Here is a 21134-nt window from a genome sequence, read left to right as displayed (position 1 = left end):
AGAATGAGAAAAGGCCGCTTAACGCGGCCCTTGCTTCAAACCTTTAATTCATAGCTAGCTTTAAGTCGTCAATGATATCAAAACTTAATGCGATGGTTTCAGTCAAATAAGGATCTTCAACTTCAATCTCATTCGGTAGGTCTTCCAGTTTTTCCACTGGCTCTTTACCGAGTCGCACCAAACGCGCGTTAGCTCGTTCTAGCTTCTTCGCATCTTCGCGCTCTTGCTCGGCCTTACGCTCGGCTAGTACCAAGCTAATCCACGCTTGATCTTGATCGGCTTTGAACTCTTCAATGTCTTCAAGCACATAAACAAATTCTGGGTTTTCCTGAATGCGCTCATCAACAGTCTGTTGCCATTGATTAATACGTGTTGGTTCGAACTCTTTCAATGGAGCATATCGCGCTGATTCGAGCTGATCCCATGGTAAAGCATTATCTTGGCTACTCTCACCGAACTCATCGGCGCTGAGGAATGATGGGAAGGACACATCTGGATTGACGCCACGCATCTGCGTACTGCCACCGTTAATCCGATAAAACTTCGCGATAGTATACTGCACACTACCCAATGGCTCGTCGAAAAAATCAAACCGACGTGCCAGTCCACGATGCTGCTGAACGGTTCCTTTCCCATACGTATTTTCGCCGACAATCACAGCTCTGCCATAATCCTGCATTGCAGCTGCAAAAATTTCTGAGGCTGAAGCACTGTAACGATTGACCATCACCACTAGTGGACCGTCATAGTAGGTCACGTTATCTCGGTCGCCGTTGATTTCTTTACGACCGCTGCCATCTGCAACTTGTACTACTGGACCTTTGTCGATAAACAAGCCACTTAAGGTGATTGCTTCACTTAAAGCGCCACCGCCGTTACCACGAAGATCGACAATCAGGCCTTCCACTTCGGCTGCGGTCATCTCATCAATAAGATCCATCACATCACGAGTCAGTTGATTGTAAAACCCAGGAATAGTAATGACACCCATCTTCCGACCTGCATAAGGTCCTGATTCGAGTGTTTTCACTTCAGCTTTAGCAGCGCGATCTTCTAGTTTCACTTCATCACGTACAATTGAGACGACTTGCGGTGGTGATCCGACACTCTGATTGGCTTTAATGACTTGCAACTGAACCGTTGAGCCTTTTGGTCCTTTAATGAGTTCAACCACTTCATCTAAGCGCCAACCCACTACATCGACGAAGTCGGCATCTTCGTCATCACCTTGCGCAACCGCAACAATTTTGTCTTCAGGAGCAATTTCCCCAGACTTGTCTGCTGGTCCACCTGGTACCAAACTACTGATAACCGTGTAGTCGTAATCTGCTTGTAACACCGCACCAATGCCTTCCAGCGACAAATTCATGTTTTGCTCAAAGCGTTCAGAATTTGCCGGTGATAGGTAACTGGTATGCGCTTCCACACTGCGCGCAAACGCATTCATAACAGTTTGAAAAACATCTTCACTGTTGGTTTGCGTGAGACGTTTCAAGGCACCGTTGTATCGTTGCTCTAAGGTTTCAACTACATCTGGCCACTCTTTTCCGGTCATGGTGAGATTCAACGCATCGTATTTCACACGTTGCCGCCACAATTCGTCGAGTTCGGCCTCTGTCGCTGCCCATTGAGCATCTTCACGATCGTAATGATATTTGTCATCGGCAACCGTGAAGTCGAATGGCTGCTCAGGATCGAGTAGAGACAACGCATAAACATAGCGATCAAAACGTCGTTTTAAAGCAGAATTGTATAAGCTATAGGCTGGCTTCAACTTACCTGTCGAAATCATATCATCGAACAGGTTTTCATATTCCGCTGCGGCTTCAACATCGCCTTGTAACAAGAACATTTTGTTGTAGTCGAGCATTTCTAAGTAGCGGTCAAGAATTTCGCTCGATAACTCGTTGTTGAGCTCCATTTGCTTGAAATGGTAGCGCGTGAAATAGGTTGTTACCCGCTGACTCACCGTAGCGTGCTGATCCGCTTGCTCTAATAGCGGTAAATCGGACGGCTCATGCGCAGGAGGAATGGCTGCGGCACTTTGACAGACAACGGCAACTGCAAACGCAAGGCTGGATAACCCATATTTCATAACAACAACTCCTATTTGGCGACCAATATAGCCGCTTTATTCACTTTGACCGTGAGGCCATTGTGAAGTTGCACTTGAACATCGTTACCAATTGTTTCAATAATTTCACCTGCAACCGGGGTATTACCTGCGTTCACAAACACAGCTTTCCCAACTGGGAATTCGGTTGCCAGTTCAGTTTGGATTTTTGGTTTTGGTGGCGCCGCTTTCGTTTTTGCACGCCGTGGCGGTTTACTCTGCTCTTTGCGCTTAGCTGGGGGCCGCGTCGACTTTTCAGTACTGGCCGGTTTCGCCTCTTTTTTACGTTCAGCGACCACTGCTTTCGACTGCGCAAGCGTTTCCTGAGCATGTTGCTGGTGATCAGCCTCAACGAGACCCGCATCGGCGCCATCAAGGTCAACCCGCATCGCACCCTCTTTCACCGCACGCAAGTAACGCCAACTGTTGGTGTAGTGCCGTAACGCAGTTCGAATTCGAGTTTTGCTGACTGCCTCATCGTCTTCAAGTCGTGATGCAAGATCTTCAAAAATTCCGATTTTAAGAGGCTTTGCTTCTCCTGCAATAGAGAAACAGGCAGGAAATTTTTCCACCAAATACGCCAATACTTCCTTGTTGTTCGACAATTTTTTTACTTCAGTCATCTTCTTCCACGTCCTGCTGACGGACATCCGCCAGTTGGTCCATTATATAAACTTGCATCTCTTCGCTATCAAGAGCTAAAAGTTCGGGGTTTTCAATCCACTCAAACAAGGTGCGACGCACCACTTCTTCAAGTTGTTCCAGTGTATCATCTGCATCACTATAATCCGTGATGTAATGTAACATTTCATTGAGTTGGTCAGTAGCAGTCTCTGCATTCTCGTCAAAGAAAATCATATCTTGCTGCGAGACCAAATACGCATAGATGTCGAAATCGCTCAGCATTTATAACGAGGCCCAATTTAGTGTTTCGATAAAGCGACCGAGTTGAGTCAGTCCTGCAGCATCTTGCTCATTAAAGCGACCCACACTGGGGCTGTCGAGGTCAAAGACACCAACAACACGTCCATTCACGATCAGTGGCACTACAACTTCTGAATTCGATGCCGCATCACAGGCAATATGCCCAGGGAATTCATGCACATCGCGGACCAATTGTGTTTCATGGGTACGTGCAGCAGCTCCGCAAACACCCTGAGTAAATGGAATGCGGATACAGGCAACCTTGCCTTGAAACGGTCCTAGCACCAACAATTCCGGTTCACGGACCAGATAAAATCCGACCCAATTCACATCCGCTAATTGATCGTAGACCAAGGCTGAAAGATTACTCAAATTTGCGATAAGGTCAGGTTCACCGGCAGTTATCGCGCGTGCTTGCTCGAGCAACATGGCATAGTCAAATTCACCGGTCGATGTTGGTTCGGAAGCGATCGTCGTTTGCATAAATTAATCACCAGAAGCTAAGTTAAAAGTGGCAATCGTTTGATTGGGCTGAATAGAGTCACGCATTTCACGTTTGCTTTTGGTAACCAGCAAACCGTCTTTCCCAACTCGGAATGGTTCATCAGATGGAAGGTATTTAGCTTGGTAAGCTAGCACCAGCTGAACCGTGTGCTCTTTCTGCTGGTCGCTCAGCTGAACACCGTCAGCCCAACGTCCAGTCTCAACGGCCTGAATAAGTTTCTCAAAAGTTGCAGGGGTTATACTTGCAACGAGCTGTTCAAATTCCATTAACGACGCTTCTTTTTGATAAATAATAAACGAATACGATTGGCGACAAACCAAATCACCGAGACAATGATCAAACCATATGCCACTTGCGCTTGCCAACTTTCGGGATAAGGTTGCGCCAGATACATGTACGCAAAGGCCCCGATTGCAATAATCAATGCGAGCATCGATTGGCTTAGGAGTTTGTCTTTTTTCTCTTGTTGTATACGCTGCCACTCGCGATCTTGATCTTGCGGCGACAAGCCAGCCAGTTTGAAGTCACAAAATGGACAAGAAGTTGATTTGTCAGAGATACGTTTCGTGCATGAAGGGCATTCAATCAGCGCCATACTATTCCTCGAAATACAGACTACAGACTAGGCAATATAAGTGATCCACTTTATATTTCAAGTCTCGCCGGCGAACATCTGAAAATAAGTAAACCCGCTAAAAGCGGGTTTACACAAGGACTCAATTTTAAATCAAGTCATTATTTTGTCTCTTTCGTCTTCGCTTTCTCGGCGTCAAAATCTTGCCAATACGCCTTCACCGTATCCTTCATCTCGCGGCGCAGTAGCATAATTCCGAACAAGTTTGGCAATGTCATCAATACGATAGCGACATAGGACAAGGTCCAGACCAAGGTTGTATCGGCGAACGATGCGACAAAGAAACCCGCCACATAGATGATTCGATATGGCATGACGCCGCGCTGACCGAACAAGTACACCACTGCGCGGTCACCATAGTACGACCAAGCAATGGCTGTCGAGAAAGCAAACAACAACAAGCTAATGGGTACAATATACTCACCCATGTCGCCTAAAAAGCCTTTACCAAATGCCAATGATGTTAAAGCCGCGGAGTGAACTAACGAATCACCAACGATCACAATGTCATCTTTTCGCAGTTGCCCGTTATCAATGCGCAGCGTCCCCGTGTAAGGGTCTTCGCCAGCAACAATGAAACGTACGTTTTCTGCAACCGAACGCGCGTGCAAGATCGTGTAACCATTCGATACCGCTTTACCGTTCTCAACCGCGATAGTACCGGTGTACTTCTCAATCGTGTTTTCTTCAGTACCGTTCAGATAATGATATAGCGCCGTCCGATCAGCCTCACTGGTATCAACATAAGCACCCGCTACAATCTCTAAATCGGTACGAGAGAAAGTATTCTCGTGCTTTTCTGACCAAACACCCGAAGACAGAATAACCAAACCAGTTAAGGTACAGATCACTATGGTATCGATGAAGGGTTCGAGAATAGAAACCATGCCCTCTGATACCGGCTCATCCGCCCGCGCTGACGCGTGCGCAATAGGCGCTGAACCTTGCCCCGCTTCGTTCGAGAACAAGCCACGGTTAACACCACGGTTAAAGGCGTATGCAAACGTAGCCCCGAGGAAGCCACCCGTGGCAGCAGAACCGGTAAATGCGTTTGTAAAAATAGCCGCAAATGACGGTCCAATTTGATCTAAATTAAACAAGATTACGCTGAGTGAGCCGATAATGTAGAGCACACCCATAATAGGTACGATCTTCGAGGTCACCGCAGCAATCCGACTAATACCACCGATAATGACCAATGCTAGCAAGATTGCGAGCACACCACCGGTTAGCATTGGATCTAAGCCAAAGCTCATTTCCATGCTTTGCGCGATGTTATTAATTTGCGGCATATTACCCGTGCCAAATGAACTAATAATGGTCGCAATTGCAAAAATCACCGCAAGCCATTTCATATTCAATCGACGATCCATGTAATACATGGGGCCGCCGGCCATCGTGCCGTCTTCCGTTTGCACGCGGTATTTGTGCGATAAAGTGACTTCGACAAACTTGGTGGTCATACCCAAAAATGCGGTAATCCACATCCAGAATAATGCTGCGGGGCCACCCAAGAAGATAGCGAGTGCAACACCGCCGATGTTACCAGTACCGACAGTACCAGATAGCGCTGTCGATAATGCTTGGAAATGGCTGGTATCACCTTGCGCACCTTTCTTATCAAAGCGTCCAGTGACTACTTTCCACGCATGTTTAAAGAATCGAATTTGGGGGAAGCCCAAATACAAAGTAAAAAACACACCGACACCCAAAAGAACATATGGGAACCAGCCGGCAGATCCAAGATAGCTGTCGAGCAGCAGTAAGAAGTTATTGATGGCTTCCAAGGAGACCCCCTCGCCTTATTATCGTTATTATTATGACTCGACGTACTTAAGCACGCAGGTCATCCGCTACTGCATAGATAGCACTGATTACATCAGCACCTAATTGCTGACTGCGGTTGGCTGACCAACCGAAATCGGCGTCTGGTAAATTCGCGTTATCTTTAAATGGCATTTCTAAGGTAAACGCCAGACACTGAAAACGCTCTGCCACCGCGTTACTTGCTACGGTCATGTTGGCCTCACCCGGCGCATCAACATCATAGCCAAACTCGGTCTGAAATTCAGGGGTAATCGCAACTAAAGCTGCTTTAAAACGATTACCGAGCGCATCCATCTGTTCATTGTAAGATGGTACACCCTCTGCACCCGCTACAAAGTTATACGGTAAATTTTCGTCGCCGTGAATGTCTAAATACATATCGACTCCCGTTTGGTCCATGGCTTTCAGCACATGATAGACCTCAGGGCTTTGTTCAAGCGATGGCTGCTCCCATTCACGGTTCAAATTGACACCTATGGCATTCGTACGCAAATGACCACGCAGACTGCCATCCGGATTCATATTTGGAACCACATAGAACACGTTGTTTTGCAGTAGTTTCCGTACTGCCCCGTCTTCATCGTCGAGCAATCGTCCAAGCAAGCCCTCGATGAACCACTCTGCCATCGACTCACCTGGATGCTGGCGTGCAGTAACCCAAATTTTCTGCTTTTCTTCACTCTGCTCGCCAATAACGAGCAAATTCATATCACGACCATCTAATGTTTGACCCAACAACACATGTTCACACAATGTGGATTGCTGTGCCCATTGGATTAGATCTTGATGACGCTCATAGGAATATGGCGTGAAGTAAGCGTAGTAGCAGCTTTCTTGGTCGAGTTCATGACGGATAGTTAGGGTCTTTCCATCAAACTCCGTTGGCACTCGGAACCAGACGTCACGATCATAGGAGGCCACCGCATAATAGTCTTTCCAGCCATCTGGATAGGCAGAATGCCCTGCATTTTCAATGTGCATGACATGCTCAACGCCTGCTTCACCATAAAGTTTAAAGTGAAACCATTGATAGAAATCAGATTGGTTGTCTTTGCGAATCGAGAGGCGGATGTTCTCCGGATCAGCAGCTTCGAGAATATCGATGTTGCCGCTGTCAAATTGTGCCGTTATCAACATGCTATTACCTTTTATAATCATTTTTAGTAGTGTGCTTAAACTTTAACCGATGTCCAACCTTTAAAAAGAGAAAAAGCGCCGGATGGCGCTTCTTCACTGTTATTTCGGTAGGTTCAGGAGTTGTTGCCCTGCCATTTGCTCGGCAACGCGAACCACTTGGCAGCTGTAGCCAAACTCATTGTCATACCAAACATAAAGCACTGCACGGTCGCCATCAACAATGGTCGCTTGTGAATCAACGACGCCTGCATAGCGAGATCCCACGAGGTCGGTTGAAACGATCTCGGTCGACGCTGTGAAATCGATTTGCGCTTGGAATTCCGAATGTAGCGCAGTATCACGCAAGAATGCGTTAATTTCATCTTTGCTAGTCGACTTTTCTAAGTTGAGATTCATGATAGCCATGGAAACGTTGGGGGTCGGCACCCGAATGGCATTACCAGTCAACTTGCCAGATAGCTCAGGCAGCGCTTTCGCCACTGCTTTCGCAGCACCGGTAGAGGTTAGAACCATGTTCAATGCAGCTGAGCGGCCACGACGTTCTGCCTTGTGATAGTTGTCGATAAGGTTTTGGTCGTTGGTGTAGGAATGTACCGTTTCAACATGACCGTTACGAATACCGTACTCATCATTGATGACTTTGAGTACAGGCGTGATTGCGTTGGTGGTGCAACTTGCCGCACACACAATCAAATCGTTCGGTAATAAATCCTGATGATTGACGCCGTAGACAATATTCTTGATATCGCCCTTCGCTGGAGCCGTTAATAAGACTTTCTTAACACCTTTCGATTTCAGGTGCAGGCCCAAGCCCGCTTCGTCTTTCCATATACCCGTGTTATCAATCACAATCGCGTCATTGATACCGTATTGGGTGTAGTCCACTTGGTCAGGACCATCGCTGTAAATGACTTTGATGCTGGTACCGTTGGCGCGGATTGCCGAGTTTTCATAATCAACTGTAATAGAACCGTTGAAGGCACCGTGAACCGAGTCGCGACGTAATAAACTAGCACGTTTCTCTAAATCACCTTCACGACCGCCGCGAACGACAATTGCCCGCAAGCGCATTTTGTTATTGCTGCCATTACGCTCAATGAGTAAGCGTGCTAACAAACGACCGATACGTCCAAAGCCGTACAGCACGATGTCTTGCGCTGGGATTTCATCTACTTTATCGATGATATCGACCAATTCACGCTGTAAATAAGCTTCAACAGAATCACCATTGGCGGCGCCTTTATGGAGATAATTAAACGCAAGTTTCCCCAAATCCACACGCGCTGGGGCAAGCTTCATTTTGCTCAGGGCTTCGATGAACGGAAAGCTCTCGCGTAACCGCAGCTTGATGCCCTCATGACGACGAATCAAGCGGTGTGCTTTAATGATGTTGATAGTATCGACGTTCAGCAGTGAACGACCGTATACGAGTATCTCGACGCCGTAGTTACGGTACAGACGACCAATTAAAGGTTGCATCATTTCTGCGTATTCTTGGCGTTCCTGCCAACTAGTTAGAGTCAAATCCTGCGGCTGATCACTCATGCGGTTACCTTTATTAACAGTGGATAGGTCAATATAACTGTAAAAATTGGGCGCTATTGTACTGAAAACCAGCAAGTAGTGCTACAAGGTCTGTAACCCTGAGCGCACCGTGATATAATGTAAGCACTTTCATTTGAGGAGTTATCCATGTTACGCCGTACCAAGATAGTCACTACCTTAGGCCCCGCAACTGACCGCCCCAATGTACTTGAAGCATTGATCAAAGCCGGTGCAAATGTGGTACGGATGAATTTTTCACATGGTAAGGCTGATGATCACATTCAACGCGCGCAGCAAGTTCGAGAAATTGCGCAGCGTTTAGGGACTCATGTAGCCATCTTAGGTGACCTACAGGGCCCTAAAATTAGAATTTCAAAATTTACGAATGATGCCATCACGCTTGATGAGGGCGACGTATTTGTATTGGATGCTGACCTAGCAACAGATGCTGGAGACCAGCAACGCGTCGGTATTGACTACAAAGAACTCCCGCAAGATGTCAATGCCGGTGATATTTTATTACTGGACGATGGTCGTGTTCGACTTGTCGTCGAAGATGTATCGGGTAACCAAATTACGACCACAGTGGTTGTGGGTGGACGGCTGTCAAATAATAAAGGAATCAACCGGCTTGGCGGTGGATTGTCGGCCGGCGCACTGACTGAAAAAGATCTCGCAGATATTAAAACTGCGGCAGAAATGGGTGTGGATTACTTGGCAGTATCGTTTCCTCGCACCAGCGCTGATATTCACGAAGCGCGTCGTTTGCTGCGTGATGCAGGCGGTAAAGGATTGATTTGCGCTAAAATCGAGCGTGCTGAAGCCGTCGCAACCGACCAAGCGTTGGATGATATTATTCGAGCGTCTGATGCGGTCATGGTGGCCCGGGGTGACCTCGGTGTTGAAATTGGTGATGCCCAGTTGGTGGGTAAGCAGAAACGTATTATCGAGCGCTCACGTCAGTGCAATAAAGTTGTCATTACAGCCACGCAGATGATGGAGTCGATGATTGAGAGCCCAATGCCAACGCGGGCGGAAGTTATGGACGTAGCCAATGCGGTACTCGACGGCACGGATGCGGTGATGTTGTCAGCAGAAACTGCAGCCGGGAAACATCCAATTGCGACCGTGAAAGCGATGGCAGAAATCTGTTTGGGCGCAGAGACGCACCCGAGCACAGCTCTGGATCGCAATGATTTGGACGAAACTTTCAATAATATTCAAGAAGCTACTGCTATCACCGCGATGTATGCGGCGACGCATCTGACTGGCGTGAAGGCAATTATCGCGTTGACCGAATCAGGCTCGACCGCGAAATTAATGTCACGCATCACCTCACAGTTACCGATCTTCTCACTGTCGCGTCATGCGGAAAGTCGCGCTCGCTGTGCCTTGTATCGTGGCGTCTACCCTATCGCTTTTGATTCGACCAAGAGCAAGCCTGAGCAGCTTGTGAATGATGCAATCAACGAGATTAAGTTGCGTGGTCATTTGAATGTGGGTGATTTAGTGATTTTGACCCATGGCGACGTGATGGAAACCGTGGGATCCACCAACACCTGCAAAATTATCGAAGTGAAATAAGGTCTATTCGCTCTCTGCGTAGTAGGCTATCAAATCATCTAAGTCGGCAATGTAGCCATCTATTTTTCGCAGTAGATGGCGACGTTGCCGGTCATCCATCGATTGATACAGCTCAAACATCAATGTTGCGGTTGCGGCCTGATTGACCACTAATTGGCGTTGTAACTGCTCCGAGCGAAATTGCTGGGGGTCTAGGATGAGTTCCCGCAACCGCACTTGGTAGGCTTCCCCTTCTGCGTTTTCGAGCACATCGCGAAATTCGCTTTGCACACGCTCATTGTATGCTAACCAATCGAGCCGCATATCATCACGTTCTTGTAACCAACGAGCAAGATAGCGCCGCTGACCACTCCGAATCGAACCCAGCCAGCTCTCGACATTTTCTTCGAGTCGTTCTTGTGTGCGTTCGTATGCCTCCTCTTGCGTCCGTTCGGCGATACGCTCACGACGTTCGTCCAATTGTTCGGCAAGTTTTTCGTAAACCTGCTGGCGCTGTTCTGCAGACAGCATGGGCAGAAACTCTTGGGCATAAGGCTCGATCTGATAGCGAATACGATCCCACAGGCTATAAGCGTCGTTTAGGAGCAGTTGCATATCCACTTCGACCAGCTCATCGTTAGCGATTCGCTGCCGCAATGTCATTAATTGTTGTCGGTAAAGAGGAAGTTCGCTGCGCGCGTGCCACAGATGGAGTTCATCGATCACAGGATCAATGCGCTGTTCTTGTTCGGAAGTTAAATCGACATATTCAGAGAGTCGCCACTCAATCAGCGTGTCTGCAAACTTATAGCCAAGTTGAGTCGAACAACCAGTGAGCAGTACCAACCCAGCGACGACAGCGAACCACTTACGCATAAAGACATCCTTACGGATTGAGAATTAGTTTCTTGATGCGATCTTTGTAGCTACGGCTCACTTTAAGTTCCTTGCCATTACGTAAGACAAGATGATATTCGCCATTTTGACGACTGCACAGTTTCTCGACTTGGTCGAGATTCACAATAGCTGAACGATGAATACGTTGAAACCGTTGCGGATTCAGTTCTTCTTCAAGCTCTTTCATCGTCCGGCGGAGAATGTGAGTTTCATTACTGGCGTGGATACACATGTAATCACCCGCTGCATCAACCCATTCGATTGAATTGATAGCTACCCGAGTAATTTCGCCACTCTCCTTGATTGCAATGTGCTCAGGATATCGCGCTGAACCTATCTCTTCGCCGCTAGCCAGACGTTTGAGGATTTCCTCACAGTCTTCACCAGTCGCATCGGCTAATAAGTTTAAGATACGTTCATGTTGTGATTCTTGTTCACGCAATTCGAGAGTTTTTCCAATTCGCGCCAAACTTGTCGCCAGACGTTCGTGATCCACGGGTTTCAAAAGGTAATCAATCGCGCGTACCTCAAAGGCTTTGATGGCATATTGATCATAAGCAGTCACAAAGACAATCAGCGGCATCTTATAACCATGCGCCTGCACTTCACGAAGTAACTCGAAACCATTCATGCCCGGCATTTGGATATCTAAAAAAACCAAATCTGGTTGCAGATCGCCAATAAGTTGTAGCGCTTGACGTGCACTCGCACATTCATCCATTAACTCAACTTCTGGAAAATCTTGAAGTCGTACAACAAGACCACGACGCGCTAACGACTCGTCGTCAACGACCAAGGTCCGAATTGTTTTACTCATGCCGTCTCAACCTGTTCGAAGGGGATCCGAATATCGATGCGTAACCCATGGGGTTCATTGTTGGTTACTGTAAATGAGTAATTCTTTCCATACAAGGCTTGAAGTCGATCGCGAGTATTGGCAAGGCCGACGCCACCACTATCAACCAATTGATCAACAGGAAGTTTGGAGCCTGGGCCATTGTCTTCCACGCGAACGAGTAGATCGGAACCAAAGCGCTTTGCCGAGACTATAATCTCACCACCCTGCTCCAGCCGAGCAATCGCGTACTTGATTGAATTTTCGATCAAAGGTTGCAGAAATAGACTAGGCACTAATGCACTTTCTGATTCCTTCGAGCAATCAATGGTCACGTTCAAACGCTCATCAAAACGCACCTTTTCGATATCCAGATACAGCATTAGGGCGTCAATTTCGCGTGCCAAAGGAATCTTTTTAATCGGTTCGTTATCGAGCGAAAATCGCAGAAACAGACTTAGCTTCGACATCATTCGATTGGCTAATTCGTTTTCCTTCACCAGAATCAGGGTTGAAATAGCATTCAGCGTATTAAACAAAAAATGTGGATTCAGTTGATACCGTAACATTTTCAACTGTGCTTGGTGTGCCATCGAGGTGGCCATCAACGCTTTTTGTTTTTCGTCCTGCAGCATTTGGTAATACTTAATACCAAAATACAAGCCGCTCCAGCTCAACATAATGTAGAACTTGGCAATGGTATTTTTGAAATAGAACCAGTTGCTCTCAGGTCGGAATCCAAACTTGTAGATTTCCCAGTAGGTTGCGTTGTCAACAACTGCCCATAACGCGGCCATGGCGTACGATGCTGCCAGCACGATAAGTATTAAAGACCACGGCGGTGAATCCCAAATGCGGCGGTACATATAGCGCAACGGTACCGTCAAGAGAAAGCCGGCGTAAGCTCCTAGAATCAACACCAGTGCGTAGATATCACGCATTTCATGCATGAGTGAGCCAATGTAATGCACTAACGCATAACCACTCCAGCCGGCGCCCTGAAGGACCCAGAAAAAGCGATTACGGTCTTCTAAAATAGTTTTCCACTGCATCATTCAGATTTGGCTATTCGCCACCTATTTATATTGGCTTCTTGAGTTCAAATTATACGCTTTTACCGATGAGGATCATCGCACTTTACCGCAAACGAACTGCTATATAGCGTGTTGGAGACATGCTAGCATAACATCTTCGATAGTTAGTGCGTCTGTCTACTGGCGCTCAAATACGAGGTTCTCATGCTGCAGTATCATATTGTTCCCCGCGATGTTCATGCTCATTTGTTCGAGGTCACAATGACACTCGATCAAGACCAGCCTGAAGGCACCCGATTACGCCTTCCAGCATGGATACCGGGAAGCTATATGATTCGTGATTTTGCACGGCACTTGATCGGAATCCAAGCCAGCTGCAACGGTCAGTCCGTTCCCGTCGTTGCACTTGATAAACAAACTTGGCAGCTACCACCGCATCAGGGTGTTTTGACCGTAACCTATCAAGTCTATGCTTTCGATCTGTCGGTCCGAACCGCCTATTTGGATCAACAGTTTGGTTTTTATAACCACTCGAGTTTATGTCTCGGTGTTGAAGGCTTTCTGGAAAAACCCTGTGAAATCAGAATTGAGACACCACCTCAATATCCGCAGTGGCGGATTGCGACTGGATTACAACGACTCTCAGGCGAAGCTTTTGAGGCAGGTCGTTTTACCGCACAAACCTATGACGAATTACTCGATCACCCCGTTTTAATGGGCGATTTAGCCATTGGCGAGTTTATTGCGGGTGGTGTGAAGCACAGTCTCGTGTTTGCTGGTCGGCAGTATGCAGATATGGAACGCATTTGTGGCGATTTGGCGCGCATTTGCGAATACCAAATCAAACTGTTTGGCAATGAACCACCGTTCCAACACTACCTATTCATGACCATGGTGGTTGGCAAGGGCTTTGGTGGTTTAGAGCATCGCAATTCAACCGCATTGGTTTGTAGTCGCAAAGATCTCCCCGCTCCGGGCAAAACATTGATAGATAACGATTATCGAACCTTTTTGAGTTTGTGTAGCCATGAGTATTTCCATAGCTGGAACGTGAAATCTTTGAAACCCAAAGAGTTCATTCCTTATCAGTTGGAGCATGAAAATTACACACGGCAATTATGGTTTTATGAGGGTGTCACCTCCTACTATGATGATTATGTTCTTCATCAAGCTGGACTCATTGATGCTCCCACCTACCTCGGTCTGTTAGGTGATACGATTGCGCGCGTTCATCGTGGCAAAGGTGTCGAGCGACAAACCGTCACAGACTCGTCGTTACATGCGTGGACCAAATACTACAAGCAGGACGAGAATTCACCGAACGCTATAGTGAGTTACTACACCAAAGGCGCGCTGATCACGCTCTGTTTGGATTTGTTGATTCGTCAGCAAACAGACCTGCGAGTGACGTTTGCGGACGTGATGCGTGAACTCTGGTTGCGCTATGGCAAAACGGGCGTAGGTACAGAAGAATCAACGTTGGTCGCATTCCTAAAGGAGCAATACAACGTCAATGTGCACAGCTTTTTAGAGCGCGCTTTAAATACAACTGAACCACTTCCCATTGACGAGCTATTAGCCAGTTTTGGTGTCACTTTAAGTGCTGAAATTGCGGCAGATGACAATACGTTCGGCGGTAAAGCTAGCCCACAAAAGCTCCCGGTCGCTCTGGGTGCCAAATATAAAGCGTCTGGAAACGGTCTTGAGCTGCAAGTGGTCTATAATGACGAAGCCGCTCATCAAGCGGGCTTAAGCGCTTTGGATCGGATCATCGCGATCGATTATCTGCAGGTTACGGATACAACGGTTCGTGAGGTGTTGGAACGCTTTAAACCTGAACAAACGGTCACTGTTCATGCGTTCAGAAGAGATGAGCTACTGCAGTTGGAGCTGTGTTTCCAAGCGCCAAAAGCCAACAATCGGATCTTAAAAGTGACCGATGCTGGCAAAGCCAAAACCTGGTTACGAATTACTTAAAATGTTCGAGGGCGAGCGCCGGATCCAGGCGCTCATGGCCCCAATTTATACGCCAATCTAAGTGTGGCCCAGTTACACGACCCGTTGCACCAATTTCCGCTATAAACTCACCCTGCTCAACTTCTTGTCCAACTTCAACGTGAAGTTTGTGCAGGTGAATGTAGGTACTTGTTACACCATACCCGTGATCTAAGATGAGCGTACCACCTGAGTAGAACAAGTCAGGATCAGCAAAAACCACCTTACCCGACCAAGGTGCGTTGACCGGTGACCCTGTAGGTGCTGCAATATCAAGTCCGAAATGCGGGTTCCGCGGCGTACCGTTGAAGATGCGTTGGCTGCCGTAGACACCGCTGATTCGGCCTTCTGCTGGCATGATTAATGGCGTCAAAAAGTCCGTCCTCGTGCTGGTTTTATTGCGCGCCAACCACACCCGTTCCGCCTCTTCTCGAGCTCGTTGCACCTGCTTAGGATCAGGCGTGACCGTTTCTTGCGGAACACCTTCGACACGGTCGATCTTATACTCACGCGCTGCAAGCGTGATTCGCTCGATTCGTTCTTCGCCGTCTTTGCTGAGAAGTCTCAGTTTGTGAACGCCAGTGTCGTCGCGCCCGAATCCAAACACCACAAAACCAGCCGGAGTTTTGGGGAGCTCTTGTTCCTTGAAGAACACCTGAGTATCCGCATCAACTTTGCCAATCATCAAGCCACCTGGTGCTGCTGCGCCGCGTAACTCAATGGATTGTGCAAGCAGCGAGGGACTAACCACCAATAAACCAATTAAAAACAAGCGCTTAAGCATAACCAATCGCTCCTTTCCCGACGCCTTCAAAGCCAGTTACGGTCACTTTTGCCAGCGGGTGCGCAGACTTAACCTGTTGCGCCAAATACTCTGCAATGCATTCAACCGTCGAGTCTGTCGGAATGACGTAATTTTCAGATTCTGGAACTAACAGTTCAAATAGCCCCTGATCCGCCACATAACTGTAGCCAACATGTGTTTTGTCATTGCAGTTCGTCGCTGCAGCAGAACGTTGGAGCGCGCTGATGGGCTTTACATCCTCTTGCGAGCCCAAATAGATGTCTTGCCAACGCTGTGCCCACTCTGCTTCAAGCTGCGGTTGACGTGTATCATCAAGCGCAATGTAGAGTCGTGAACGGTGCCCATGAGCAATGCGCTGACAATTGCCATCGTGCTTTTTCAGACCGTGGGTGTAATGGTAGAAAGCTCCAGGAATGTCTTCTGCTCTGAGCAGTAACGTCAAACCATCGACATTATCCGGTAACTCGCGCTGGATAACGGCGCGCAGATAGTCTGTCACTGTTGCGATGGTCACGGCATCAGCATCAATAAATGCGAAGGCGTCTGCTGGACAAAATAAGTGAATTGATTTCTGGTTTGGGCGCATAAAATCAACCCAATAACAGGTGTCGTCGGCATCATGTGTTACTTGGGTATAAGCATGTTCAGCAGGTACCGCGAGTTTATGATCAACGGCTCCGTCGATGATTCGCTTGATTTGCTTTTTAACACGACCGAAGTCCAAAACCATCGATTGCTCGTTTAACGAACCATCCAAAATAATATCGACGATCCAACTTTCCCCGACGATGCCTCGTTCGGGACATAAATATGAAAAATCGATCACGGTCAAATCATTGACAAATAACTGCATGCGAATACTCGAATCCTTAACTTACCCACCGCGGGGATTAGCGCGCTAGTATACACCAATTTAGACCCGCTAAGAAACGACTGGGGTGCTTTCTGAACCGGTTAAAATTTGTAGGAGTGTCCAGATTAAATGTGCACTAAATGCCAGTAACGCAAGCCCCATAGCACGATCAATCCAATGACTAAAACGCCATAGCCAGCGGTAAAAAGGCTGCCAGGTGATTAACGTTGCCAGTGTAACGAACCACACTCCCGTTGCTACAGCCATGTAAAGGCCATAACCAGCTTTGACTAAGGTAGCTGTTTGCGGTGCAATCACTGTTGAAAAGATAGCCAGAAAGAACAACGTTGCTTTGACATTAAGGCCATTCGTCATAAAGCCAATCCAGAAAGCTTTACGCGGCGACGTATCACCCTCTGGCGGCGCAGCATCAATCGGCAAAGGTTCGCGCGCTCGCGCTTGAATCGCTCCCCAGCCTAACCAACCCAAATAAGCAGCACCGACCGCCAATAACGTCAGATACACTGAAGTGTAGCGGTGAATAATCAGTGTCACCCCCAACAAGGAATAAGCGACATGCAGCAAAATGCCGCAACCAATACCTACGGCTACCCAACGGCCGACTCGACGCCCTTCACTGATACTGTAGCGAGTGACAACAGCGTAATCAGGACCTGGACTTACCACGGCTAAAAAATGCAGCACGGCAATGGTTAAAAATTCAGTTAAAATCATTTGCGTTCATTGCCCTCTGGGTTTACTTTTGACTAAGTTTACTTTTAGTTAATTCAAATTCTAAATTGTGAGTTCATATGTCTGCTAAATCACCGTCTCTAAATGCATTACGTGTTTTTACCGTTGCAGCGCAAGCCCACTCTTTTAAGGCTGCGGCACAACAACTTGGGGTTTCGCAGTCGGCAATTACACGGCAAATTCAAAACCTCGAAGAACAACTCGGTACGCGACTCTTTCAACGCGATAATCGCGTGCATGCACTGACACCCTCTGGTTTGGTCCTGGCACCGGAACTACAGCGTATTTTTCGCGAATTGGATCGTGTGGTCAATCGCAGTCGAACGGTCGGAGATGATGAACTAACGACGCTTCGAATTGCTGTTCCAGAGAGTTTTTTACGGTGGTGGTTAGCCTCGCGACTCCCTGATTTTTATAGTGTTTACCCGCACATACGGCTGTACTTTAGCACGCATTCATTATTTCCAGATAGTCATGAACGCGCGGATATTGCGACTCAGTTGCAGCATGAAACACTCGACCTTGCGATCCATTACGGCAAGTTACGGGAAAAATCAGTGCGGCAAACCCCGCTTTACCAGCCCACTTATGTGCCAATCTGTATGCAACCTATCGACGAAATGCATGCCCAACAGCAGCCTTGGCTGGTTGATCTTGAGAGCCCGTACTGGCGAGCATTTAGTGAAGCGCATGTGGAGATGACGAAACAGCTCGCCACGATTCCAGTGTCGAACAGCAATATTGCGGTTGATTTGTTGACCGGAAACAGCCAAATAACCCTCTTAGACCGCTTGTTCTTGAGTCATCCATCGTTGCGTGAAGTCAGTCAATTGGCCAGCCAACAAGTGCAATTACCGCAACCTGTTATTGCGTCGATCCGCTCGCGTCAACGTCAACCTGTCGCCCTCGTCGCCTTTATTAAATGGCTTGAAGCTCGTATTCAGCGCGCCTAAGCCATTACTTCTGTGGTGGCTGCGGGAGCGGATAACGTTGAGCTAAACTCACCGTATCGCCGGTATTGGTGACAACTCGTGCATGCTGACGATTGAGTTGACGAGGATCGGAAACACCACACGAATGCGCGATAATATTGACGCCATACTCGAGATACTTGTGGTAATTGGCTACCCGCGTCGCTTTATCAATTGGGTTTAGCCCACGTTGCAACTTTGGATCGTGGGTCGTTACACCGGTCGGACAAGTATTTTTGTTACATTGCATCGCTTGAATGCAGCCCAGTGCGAACATAAAACCACGTGCAGAAACCACAAAATCAGCACCAATTGCAATAGCCCAAGCCACGTCAGCAGGCGTGATCATTTTACCCGAGGCGATGACGCGAATACGTTCCTTTAAGCCCGCCGCCGTAAGTTTATCAATCAATATTGGTAGACTCTCAGTGAGCTTCAACCCGACATAATCCATCAGTGGTTGCGGAGCAGATCCAGTACCACCATCAGCACTGTCTAAGGTAATAAAATCTGGTGCCGATTCTTGACCTCGCTCAAGGACCGTTGAGATCAGATCATCCAGTGAATTAGGGTCGCCCAGCACAAACTTCACACCCACAGGTTTGCCAGTAATAGACCGCACACGATGAATAAAGTCGAGCAGCTCTGCGTTATTACTAATATCACGATGTCGATTCGGACTGATTGAGTCTTGTCCCTCGGGAATGCCGCGGATTTCAGCTATTTCTTTATTCACCTTAATAGCTGGCAAAATACCACCCTTGCCGGGTTTGGCACCTTGGCTCAGTTTCACTTCAAACATTTTGATGCGTTGATCATTAGCGAGTTCTTGTAACCGCAATTCGTTCAGATTACCGTCTTTGTCGCGCACGCCATATTTGGCGGTGCCGATTTGAAAAACAATGTCGCAGTTACCATCCAAGTGGTAAGCACTTAAACCACCTTCGCCTGTATTTAACCAACAACCCGCTTGCTGCGCGCCGTTCGACAGCGCTTTTAAGGCTACCGGTGACAGCGAACCATAACTCATACCCGAGATATGAAAATAGGACCGCGGCGCATAAGGTTGGCTGCAATGAGGGCCAATTGTGAGCGGCTCAGGTTTGGTTTGTTCCTCTTCTTGCGGGGGATACGGGCTGTTCGCAAAAATGATGGTGCCTTGCTTGGTCAAATCGCGAGTAGACCCAAAGGCTAAGTTTCGATCGGCATTTTTGGCAGCACGATAAACCCAACTGCGCTGCGCTCGATTAAACGGCATTTCCTCTCGATCCATCGCAAAGAAATACTGACGAAAAAACTCGCCGAGATTCTCAAAAACGTAGCGAAACCGGCCAATAACTGGAAAATTATGGCGAATAGTATGCTTAGTTTGCGTTTTATCAACCACATACATAACCAATACACACAGAACGCCCAGCATCATTGCGAGGACAAAAAGACTCACGAGCCATTGTAAAATGATGAATATCGTAGACTGGTCAACTGTCATAAAAATAGCCCTATAAGCAATTCCTTATAGGGCTACTGTACGCTGACAGATATTAATTGTCAGCTATTTCGGGGTGACGTAACGCACTGAATACTTCAACGAAGGTGGTTGCTTTGGGATACAACCGAATCGACTCGCCGGTTCGTTGTAATATCGTCATGGACGATAATAAGCCCCATAGTTCTCCTGACTTTTCAATTAAGGCAAAATCACGCCCAGCGGCTTGCAAGGTTGCCGCAATATCGCCTATTTGAGCAGTTTTCACCTGCTGATAGGTTAACACCGGTAGCGCTTTAATCGGCTGCATGACATATTGCACCGGTAACTCACTCCACCTCAATTGAAGCAGTCCAGCTACCGCTGTGCTGTGGCGGCTATGCAATTCGCGTGCTTGCATGATGCCTACCCACTCTCCTTGAGCATCATGGATACATGCGAAACGTACGCCATGCTCATGCATTTCGCGTTCAACCTCGGGTAAGGTTAACGATTGGGATAGTTGTAGCGGCGCCATTTCCGCAAACGGCTCGGCGACTTTTAACGCAGGCTCATGCCAATCAATAAGATTTTTGGCCTTTGCGGGTGCAACAGCTAAGCGTTGTAACGAGGACGGCTTGGTCCACGTCAATTGATGAAACTCAGACATAACTTCCTCTCTATTCGAACAATGATGATGCGCGTTGGCGCGGAATTCGATTAGAGAAAAATAGGGGGCGCTCGCGCTTGGGAAGTTGAATAGATTGGCGCATCAGCGCTAGCACAAGGTGCAGCAACCAAACAGTCTGGCAGCGCCACAGTGGCTTGACGCGATACAATAATGGCAACATCGGAATCGTCGGCATTCGTTTGGCTTTGACAGGATGCAGTGCTTGCTGCCGATTGTTGGAGGTAACCATCACCCTGCGGGGTCAACGTGGAGGCATGCGCAGCGCCGAGGAGTAACCCCGGGATCAGAACCAATAAACTAAAGCGCAACCAACGCATCAAACCCTCAACTCGGAAAAGTGAATGGTTAATAGCGAACAGTGAACAGAAAAGATCGTGATGTTTTAGGGTGCACTGTTGACTAATCACTGTTAACTATTCACTGTTAACTAGTCTTTTATATTGCGCTGAGTGTGGCGGAAAGCAATAGCCGAAGTGTAACAAACTAAAAATATTTTTGAGATGGTGCCCGGGGCCGGACTTGAACCGGCACGCTGTTACCAGCGAGGGATTTTAAATCCCTTGTGTCTACCAATTTCACCACCCGGG

General features: G+C 47.7%; 21 protein-coding genes. 3 read left to right on the top strand and 18 right to left on the bottom strand.

Annotation, left to right across the window (positions count from 1 at the left end; all coding sequences use genetic code 11):
- Positions 1-43 precede the first annotated feature (43 nt).
- From prc to ACN0S4_RS00065, 9 genes are all read right to left on the bottom strand, one after another.
- On the bottom strand, positions 44-2095 hold the full coding sequence (prc, locus tag ACN0S4_RS00105) for a carboxy terminal-processing peptidase (protein WP_417655731.1): 2052 nt from the start codon (positions 2093-2095) through the stop codon (positions 44-46).
- A gap of 11 nt (positions 2096-2106) precedes the next feature.
- Positions 2107-2736: an RNA chaperone ProQ gene (proQ, locus tag ACN0S4_RS00100; RefSeq protein ID WP_417655730.1), complete on the bottom strand. Its 630-nt coding sequence runs from the start codon at positions 2734-2736 to the stop codon at positions 2107-2109.
- The gene (locus tag ACN0S4_RS00095) at positions 2729-3019 is read right to left on the bottom strand and encodes a hypothetical protein (RefSeq protein ID WP_417655729.1); all 291 of its coding nucleotides are present in this window, start codon (positions 3017-3019) and stop codon (positions 2729-2731) included. Before ACN0S4_RS00095 ends, proQ begins: the two co-directional genes overlap by 8 nt.
- A complete protein-coding gene (locus ACN0S4_RS00090) occupies positions 3020-3520 on the bottom strand; it encodes a GAF domain-containing protein (RefSeq protein WP_417655728.1) in 501 nt (166 codons plus the stop codon).
- 3 nt (positions 3521-3523) lie between these two features.
- Positions 3524-3808, bottom strand: coding sequence for a YeaC family protein (locus ACN0S4_RS00085; RefSeq protein WP_417655727.1), 285 nt, complete (start codon positions 3806-3808; stop codon positions 3524-3526).
- The gene (locus ACN0S4_RS00080; protein ID WP_417655726.1) at positions 3808-4137 is read right to left on the bottom strand and encodes a hypothetical protein; all 330 of its coding nucleotides are present in this window, start codon (positions 4135-4137) and stop codon (positions 3808-3810) included. Before ACN0S4_RS00080 ends, ACN0S4_RS00085 begins: the two co-directional genes overlap by 1 nt.
- A 140-nt stretch (positions 4138-4277) precedes the next feature.
- Positions 4278-5963, bottom strand: a complete 1686-nt coding sequence (locus ACN0S4_RS00075) for an alanine/glycine:cation symporter family protein (protein ID WP_417655725.1) — start codon at positions 5961-5963, stop codon at positions 4278-4280.
- A gap of 46 nt (positions 5964-6009) precedes the next feature.
- A complete protein-coding gene (locus ACN0S4_RS00070; RefSeq protein WP_417655724.1) occupies positions 6010-7140 on the bottom strand; it encodes a M14-type cytosolic carboxypeptidase in 1131 nt (376 codons plus the stop codon).
- Between the two features lie 99 nt (positions 7141-7239).
- Entirely contained in the window at positions 7240-8685 is a 1446-nt protein-coding gene (locus ACN0S4_RS00065; RefSeq protein ID WP_417655723.1) for a glyceraldehyde-3-phosphate dehydrogenase, read from the bottom strand.
- Between the two features lie 147 nt (positions 8686-8832).
- On the opposite strand from ACN0S4_RS00065, the gene pyk reads away from it, so the two are divergent.
- Positions 8833-10269 carry a pyruvate kinase gene (pyk, locus tag ACN0S4_RS00060; protein ID WP_417655722.1) on the top strand — a complete coding sequence of 479 codons (1437 nt, stop codon included), beginning with the start codon at positions 8833-8835 and terminating at the stop codon, positions 10267-10269.
- A gap of 3 nt (positions 10270-10272) precedes the next feature.
- Here pyk and ACN0S4_RS00055 read toward each other — a convergent pair whose 3' ends face one another.
- Genes ACN0S4_RS00055 through ACN0S4_RS00045 form a run of 3 tightly spaced genes read right to left on the bottom strand, consistent with a single transcriptional unit; the run spans position 10273 to position 13032 of the window.
- Complete coding sequence (locus tag ACN0S4_RS00055) at positions 10273-11124, bottom strand: DUF6279 family lipoprotein (RefSeq protein ID WP_417655721.1); 852 nt, start codon at positions 11122-11124, stop codon at positions 10273-10275.
- 10 nt (positions 11125-11134) lie between these two features.
- The gene (locus ACN0S4_RS00050) at positions 11135-11962 is read right to left on the bottom strand and encodes a LytR/AlgR family response regulator transcription factor (protein WP_417655720.1); all 828 of its coding nucleotides are present in this window, start codon (positions 11960-11962) and stop codon (positions 11135-11137) included.
- On the bottom strand, positions 11959-13032 hold the full coding sequence (locus ACN0S4_RS00045) for a sensor histidine kinase (protein WP_417656535.1): 1074 nt from the start codon (positions 13030-13032) through the stop codon (positions 11959-11961). The genes ACN0S4_RS00050 and ACN0S4_RS00045 overlap by 4 nt, the downstream gene beginning before the upstream one ends.
- Before the next feature lie 186 nt (positions 13033-13218).
- Between ACN0S4_RS00045 and ACN0S4_RS00040 the strand changes: the two genes are divergently transcribed.
- Positions 13219-14991 carry a M61 family metallopeptidase gene (locus tag ACN0S4_RS00040; protein WP_417655719.1) on the top strand — a complete coding sequence of 591 codons (1773 nt, stop codon included), beginning with the start codon at positions 13219-13221 and terminating at the stop codon, positions 14989-14991.
- Here ACN0S4_RS00040 and ACN0S4_RS00035 read toward each other — a convergent pair.
- The 3 genes from ACN0S4_RS00035 to ACN0S4_RS00025 all read right to left on the bottom strand — a co-directional run bounded on the left by ACN0S4_RS00035 (position 14984) and on the right by ACN0S4_RS00025 (position 17402).
- The gene (locus tag ACN0S4_RS00035) at positions 14984-15793 is read right to left on the bottom strand and encodes a M23 family metallopeptidase (RefSeq protein WP_417655718.1); all 810 of its coding nucleotides are present in this window, start codon (positions 15791-15793) and stop codon (positions 14984-14986) included. The genes ACN0S4_RS00040 and ACN0S4_RS00035 overlap by 8 nt on opposite strands.
- The gene (locus tag ACN0S4_RS00030) at positions 15786-16667 is read right to left on the bottom strand and encodes a 6-carboxytetrahydropterin synthase (RefSeq protein WP_417655717.1); all 882 of its coding nucleotides are present in this window, start codon (positions 16665-16667) and stop codon (positions 15786-15788) included. The genes ACN0S4_RS00035 and ACN0S4_RS00030 overlap by 8 nt, the downstream gene beginning before the upstream one ends.
- A gap of 69 nt (positions 16668-16736) precedes the next feature.
- Entirely contained in the window at positions 16737-17402 is a 666-nt protein-coding gene (locus ACN0S4_RS00025; RefSeq protein WP_417655716.1) for a LysE family translocator, read from the bottom strand.
- A gap of 77 nt (positions 17403-17479) precedes the next feature.
- Here ACN0S4_RS00025 and ACN0S4_RS00020 point away from each other — a divergent pair, with 77 nt between their 5' ends.
- The gene (locus ACN0S4_RS00020; protein WP_417655715.1) at positions 17480-18373 is read left to right on the top strand and encodes a LysR family transcriptional regulator; all 894 of its coding nucleotides are present in this window, start codon (positions 17480-17482) and stop codon (positions 18371-18373) included.
- Positions 18374-18377: 4 nt separating this feature from the next.
- Here ACN0S4_RS00020 and ACN0S4_RS00015 read toward each other — a convergent pair whose 3' ends face one another.
- Genes ACN0S4_RS00015 through ACN0S4_RS00005 form a run of 3 tightly spaced genes read right to left on the bottom strand, consistent with a single transcriptional unit; the run spans position 18378 to position 20864 of the window.
- Positions 18378-19880: an FMN-binding glutamate synthase family protein gene (locus tag ACN0S4_RS00015; protein WP_417655714.1), complete on the bottom strand. Its 1503-nt coding sequence runs from the start codon at positions 19878-19880 to the stop codon at positions 18378-18380.
- Between the two features lie 52 nt (positions 19881-19932).
- On the bottom strand, positions 19933-20526 hold the full coding sequence (locus tag ACN0S4_RS00010; RefSeq protein WP_417655713.1) for a hypothetical protein: 594 nt from the start codon (positions 20524-20526) through the stop codon (positions 19933-19935).
- A gap of 50 nt (positions 20527-20576) precedes the next feature.
- Complete coding sequence (locus tag ACN0S4_RS00005; protein ID WP_417655712.1) at positions 20577-20864, bottom strand: hypothetical protein; 288 nt, start codon at positions 20862-20864, stop codon at positions 20577-20579.
- Between the last annotated feature and the right edge of the window lie 270 nt (positions 20865-21134).

Origin of the sequence: Pseudidiomarina aestuarii (genome assembly GCF_048263735.1) — a bacterium.
GTDB lineage: Bacteria > Pseudomonadota > Gammaproteobacteria > Enterobacterales > Alteromonadaceae > Pseudidiomarina > Pseudidiomarina aestuarii_B.
The sequence above is the reverse complement of the archived record's forward strand: the minus strand, read 5'-3'. Positions and strand labels throughout refer to the sequence as shown.

What these genes read in the sequence shown, in the direction of transcription:
- ACN0S4_RS00065 (WP_417655723.1), bottom strand. Translation starts at nt 8,685, where the DNA reads ATGAGTGATCAGCCGCAGGATTTGACTCTAACTAGTTGGCAGGAACGC.
- ACN0S4_RS00010 (WP_417655713.1), bottom strand. Translation starts at nt 20,526, where the DNA reads ATGTCTGAGTTTCATCAATTGACGTGGACCAAGCCGTCCTCGTTACAA.
- ACN0S4_RS00090 (WP_417655728.1), bottom strand. Translation starts at nt 3,520, where the DNA reads ATGCAAACGACGATCGCTTCCGAACCAACATCGACCGGTGAATTTGAC.
- ACN0S4_RS00070 (WP_417655724.1), bottom strand. Translation starts at nt 7,140, where the DNA reads ATGTTGATAACGGCACAATTTGACAGCGGCAACATCGATATTCTCGAA.
- ACN0S4_RS00080 (WP_417655726.1), bottom strand. Translation starts at nt 4,137, where the DNA reads ATGGCGCTGATTGAATGCCCTTCATGCACGAAACGTATCTCTGACAAA.
- ACN0S4_RS00035 (WP_417655718.1), bottom strand. Translation starts at nt 15,793, where the DNA reads ATGCTTAAGCGCTTGTTTTTAATTGGTTTATTGGTGGTTAGTCCCTCG.
- ACN0S4_RS00025 (WP_417655716.1), bottom strand. Translation starts at nt 17,402, where the DNA reads ATGATTTTAACTGAATTTTTAACCATTGCCGTGCTGCATTTTTTAGCC.
- ACN0S4_RS00020 (WP_417655715.1), top strand. Translation starts at nt 17,480, where the DNA reads ATGTCTGCTAAATCACCGTCTCTAAATGCATTACGTGTTTTTACCGTT.
- ACN0S4_RS00005 (WP_417655712.1), bottom strand. Translation starts at nt 20,864, where the DNA reads ATGCGTTGGTTGCGCTTTAGTTTATTGGTTCTGATCCCGGGGTTACTC.
- ACN0S4_RS00045 (WP_417656535.1), bottom strand. Translation starts at nt 13,032, where the DNA reads ATGCAGTGGAAAACTATTTTAGAAGACCGTAATCGCTTTTTCTGGGTC.
- ACN0S4_RS00030 (WP_417655717.1), bottom strand. Translation starts at nt 16,667, where the DNA reads ATGCAGTTATTTGTCAATGATTTGACCGTGATCGATTTTTCATATTTA.
- ACN0S4_RS00040 (WP_417655719.1), top strand. Translation starts at nt 13,219, where the DNA reads ATGCTGCAGTATCATATTGTTCCCCGCGATGTTCATGCTCATTTGTTC.
- ACN0S4_RS00055 (WP_417655721.1), bottom strand. Translation starts at nt 11,124, where the DNA reads ATGCGTAAGTGGTTCGCTGTCGTCGCTGGGTTGGTACTGCTCACTGGT.
- ACN0S4_RS00015 (WP_417655714.1), bottom strand. Translation starts at nt 19,880, where the DNA reads ATGACAGTTGACCAGTCTACGATATTCATCATTTTACAATGGCTCGTG.
- ACN0S4_RS00085 (WP_417655727.1), bottom strand. Translation starts at nt 3,808, where the DNA reads ATGGAATTTGAACAGCTCGTTGCAAGTATAACCCCTGCAACTTTTGAG.
- pyk (WP_417655722.1), top strand. Translation starts at nt 8,833, where the DNA reads ATGTTACGCCGTACCAAGATAGTCACTACCTTAGGCCCCGCAACTGAC.
- proQ (WP_417655730.1), bottom strand. Translation starts at nt 2,736, where the DNA reads ATGACTGAAGTAAAAAAATTGTCGAACAACAAGGAAGTATTGGCGTAT.
- prc (WP_417655731.1), bottom strand. Translation starts at nt 2,095, where the DNA reads ATGAAATATGGGTTATCCAGCCTTGCGTTTGCAGTTGCCGTTGTCTGT.
- ACN0S4_RS00095 (WP_417655729.1), bottom strand. Translation starts at nt 3,019, where the DNA reads ATGCTGAGCGATTTCGACATCTATGCGTATTTGGTCTCGCAGCAAGAT.
- ACN0S4_RS00050 (WP_417655720.1), bottom strand. Translation starts at nt 11,962, where the DNA reads ATGAGTAAAACAATTCGGACCTTGGTCGTTGACGACGAGTCGTTAGCG.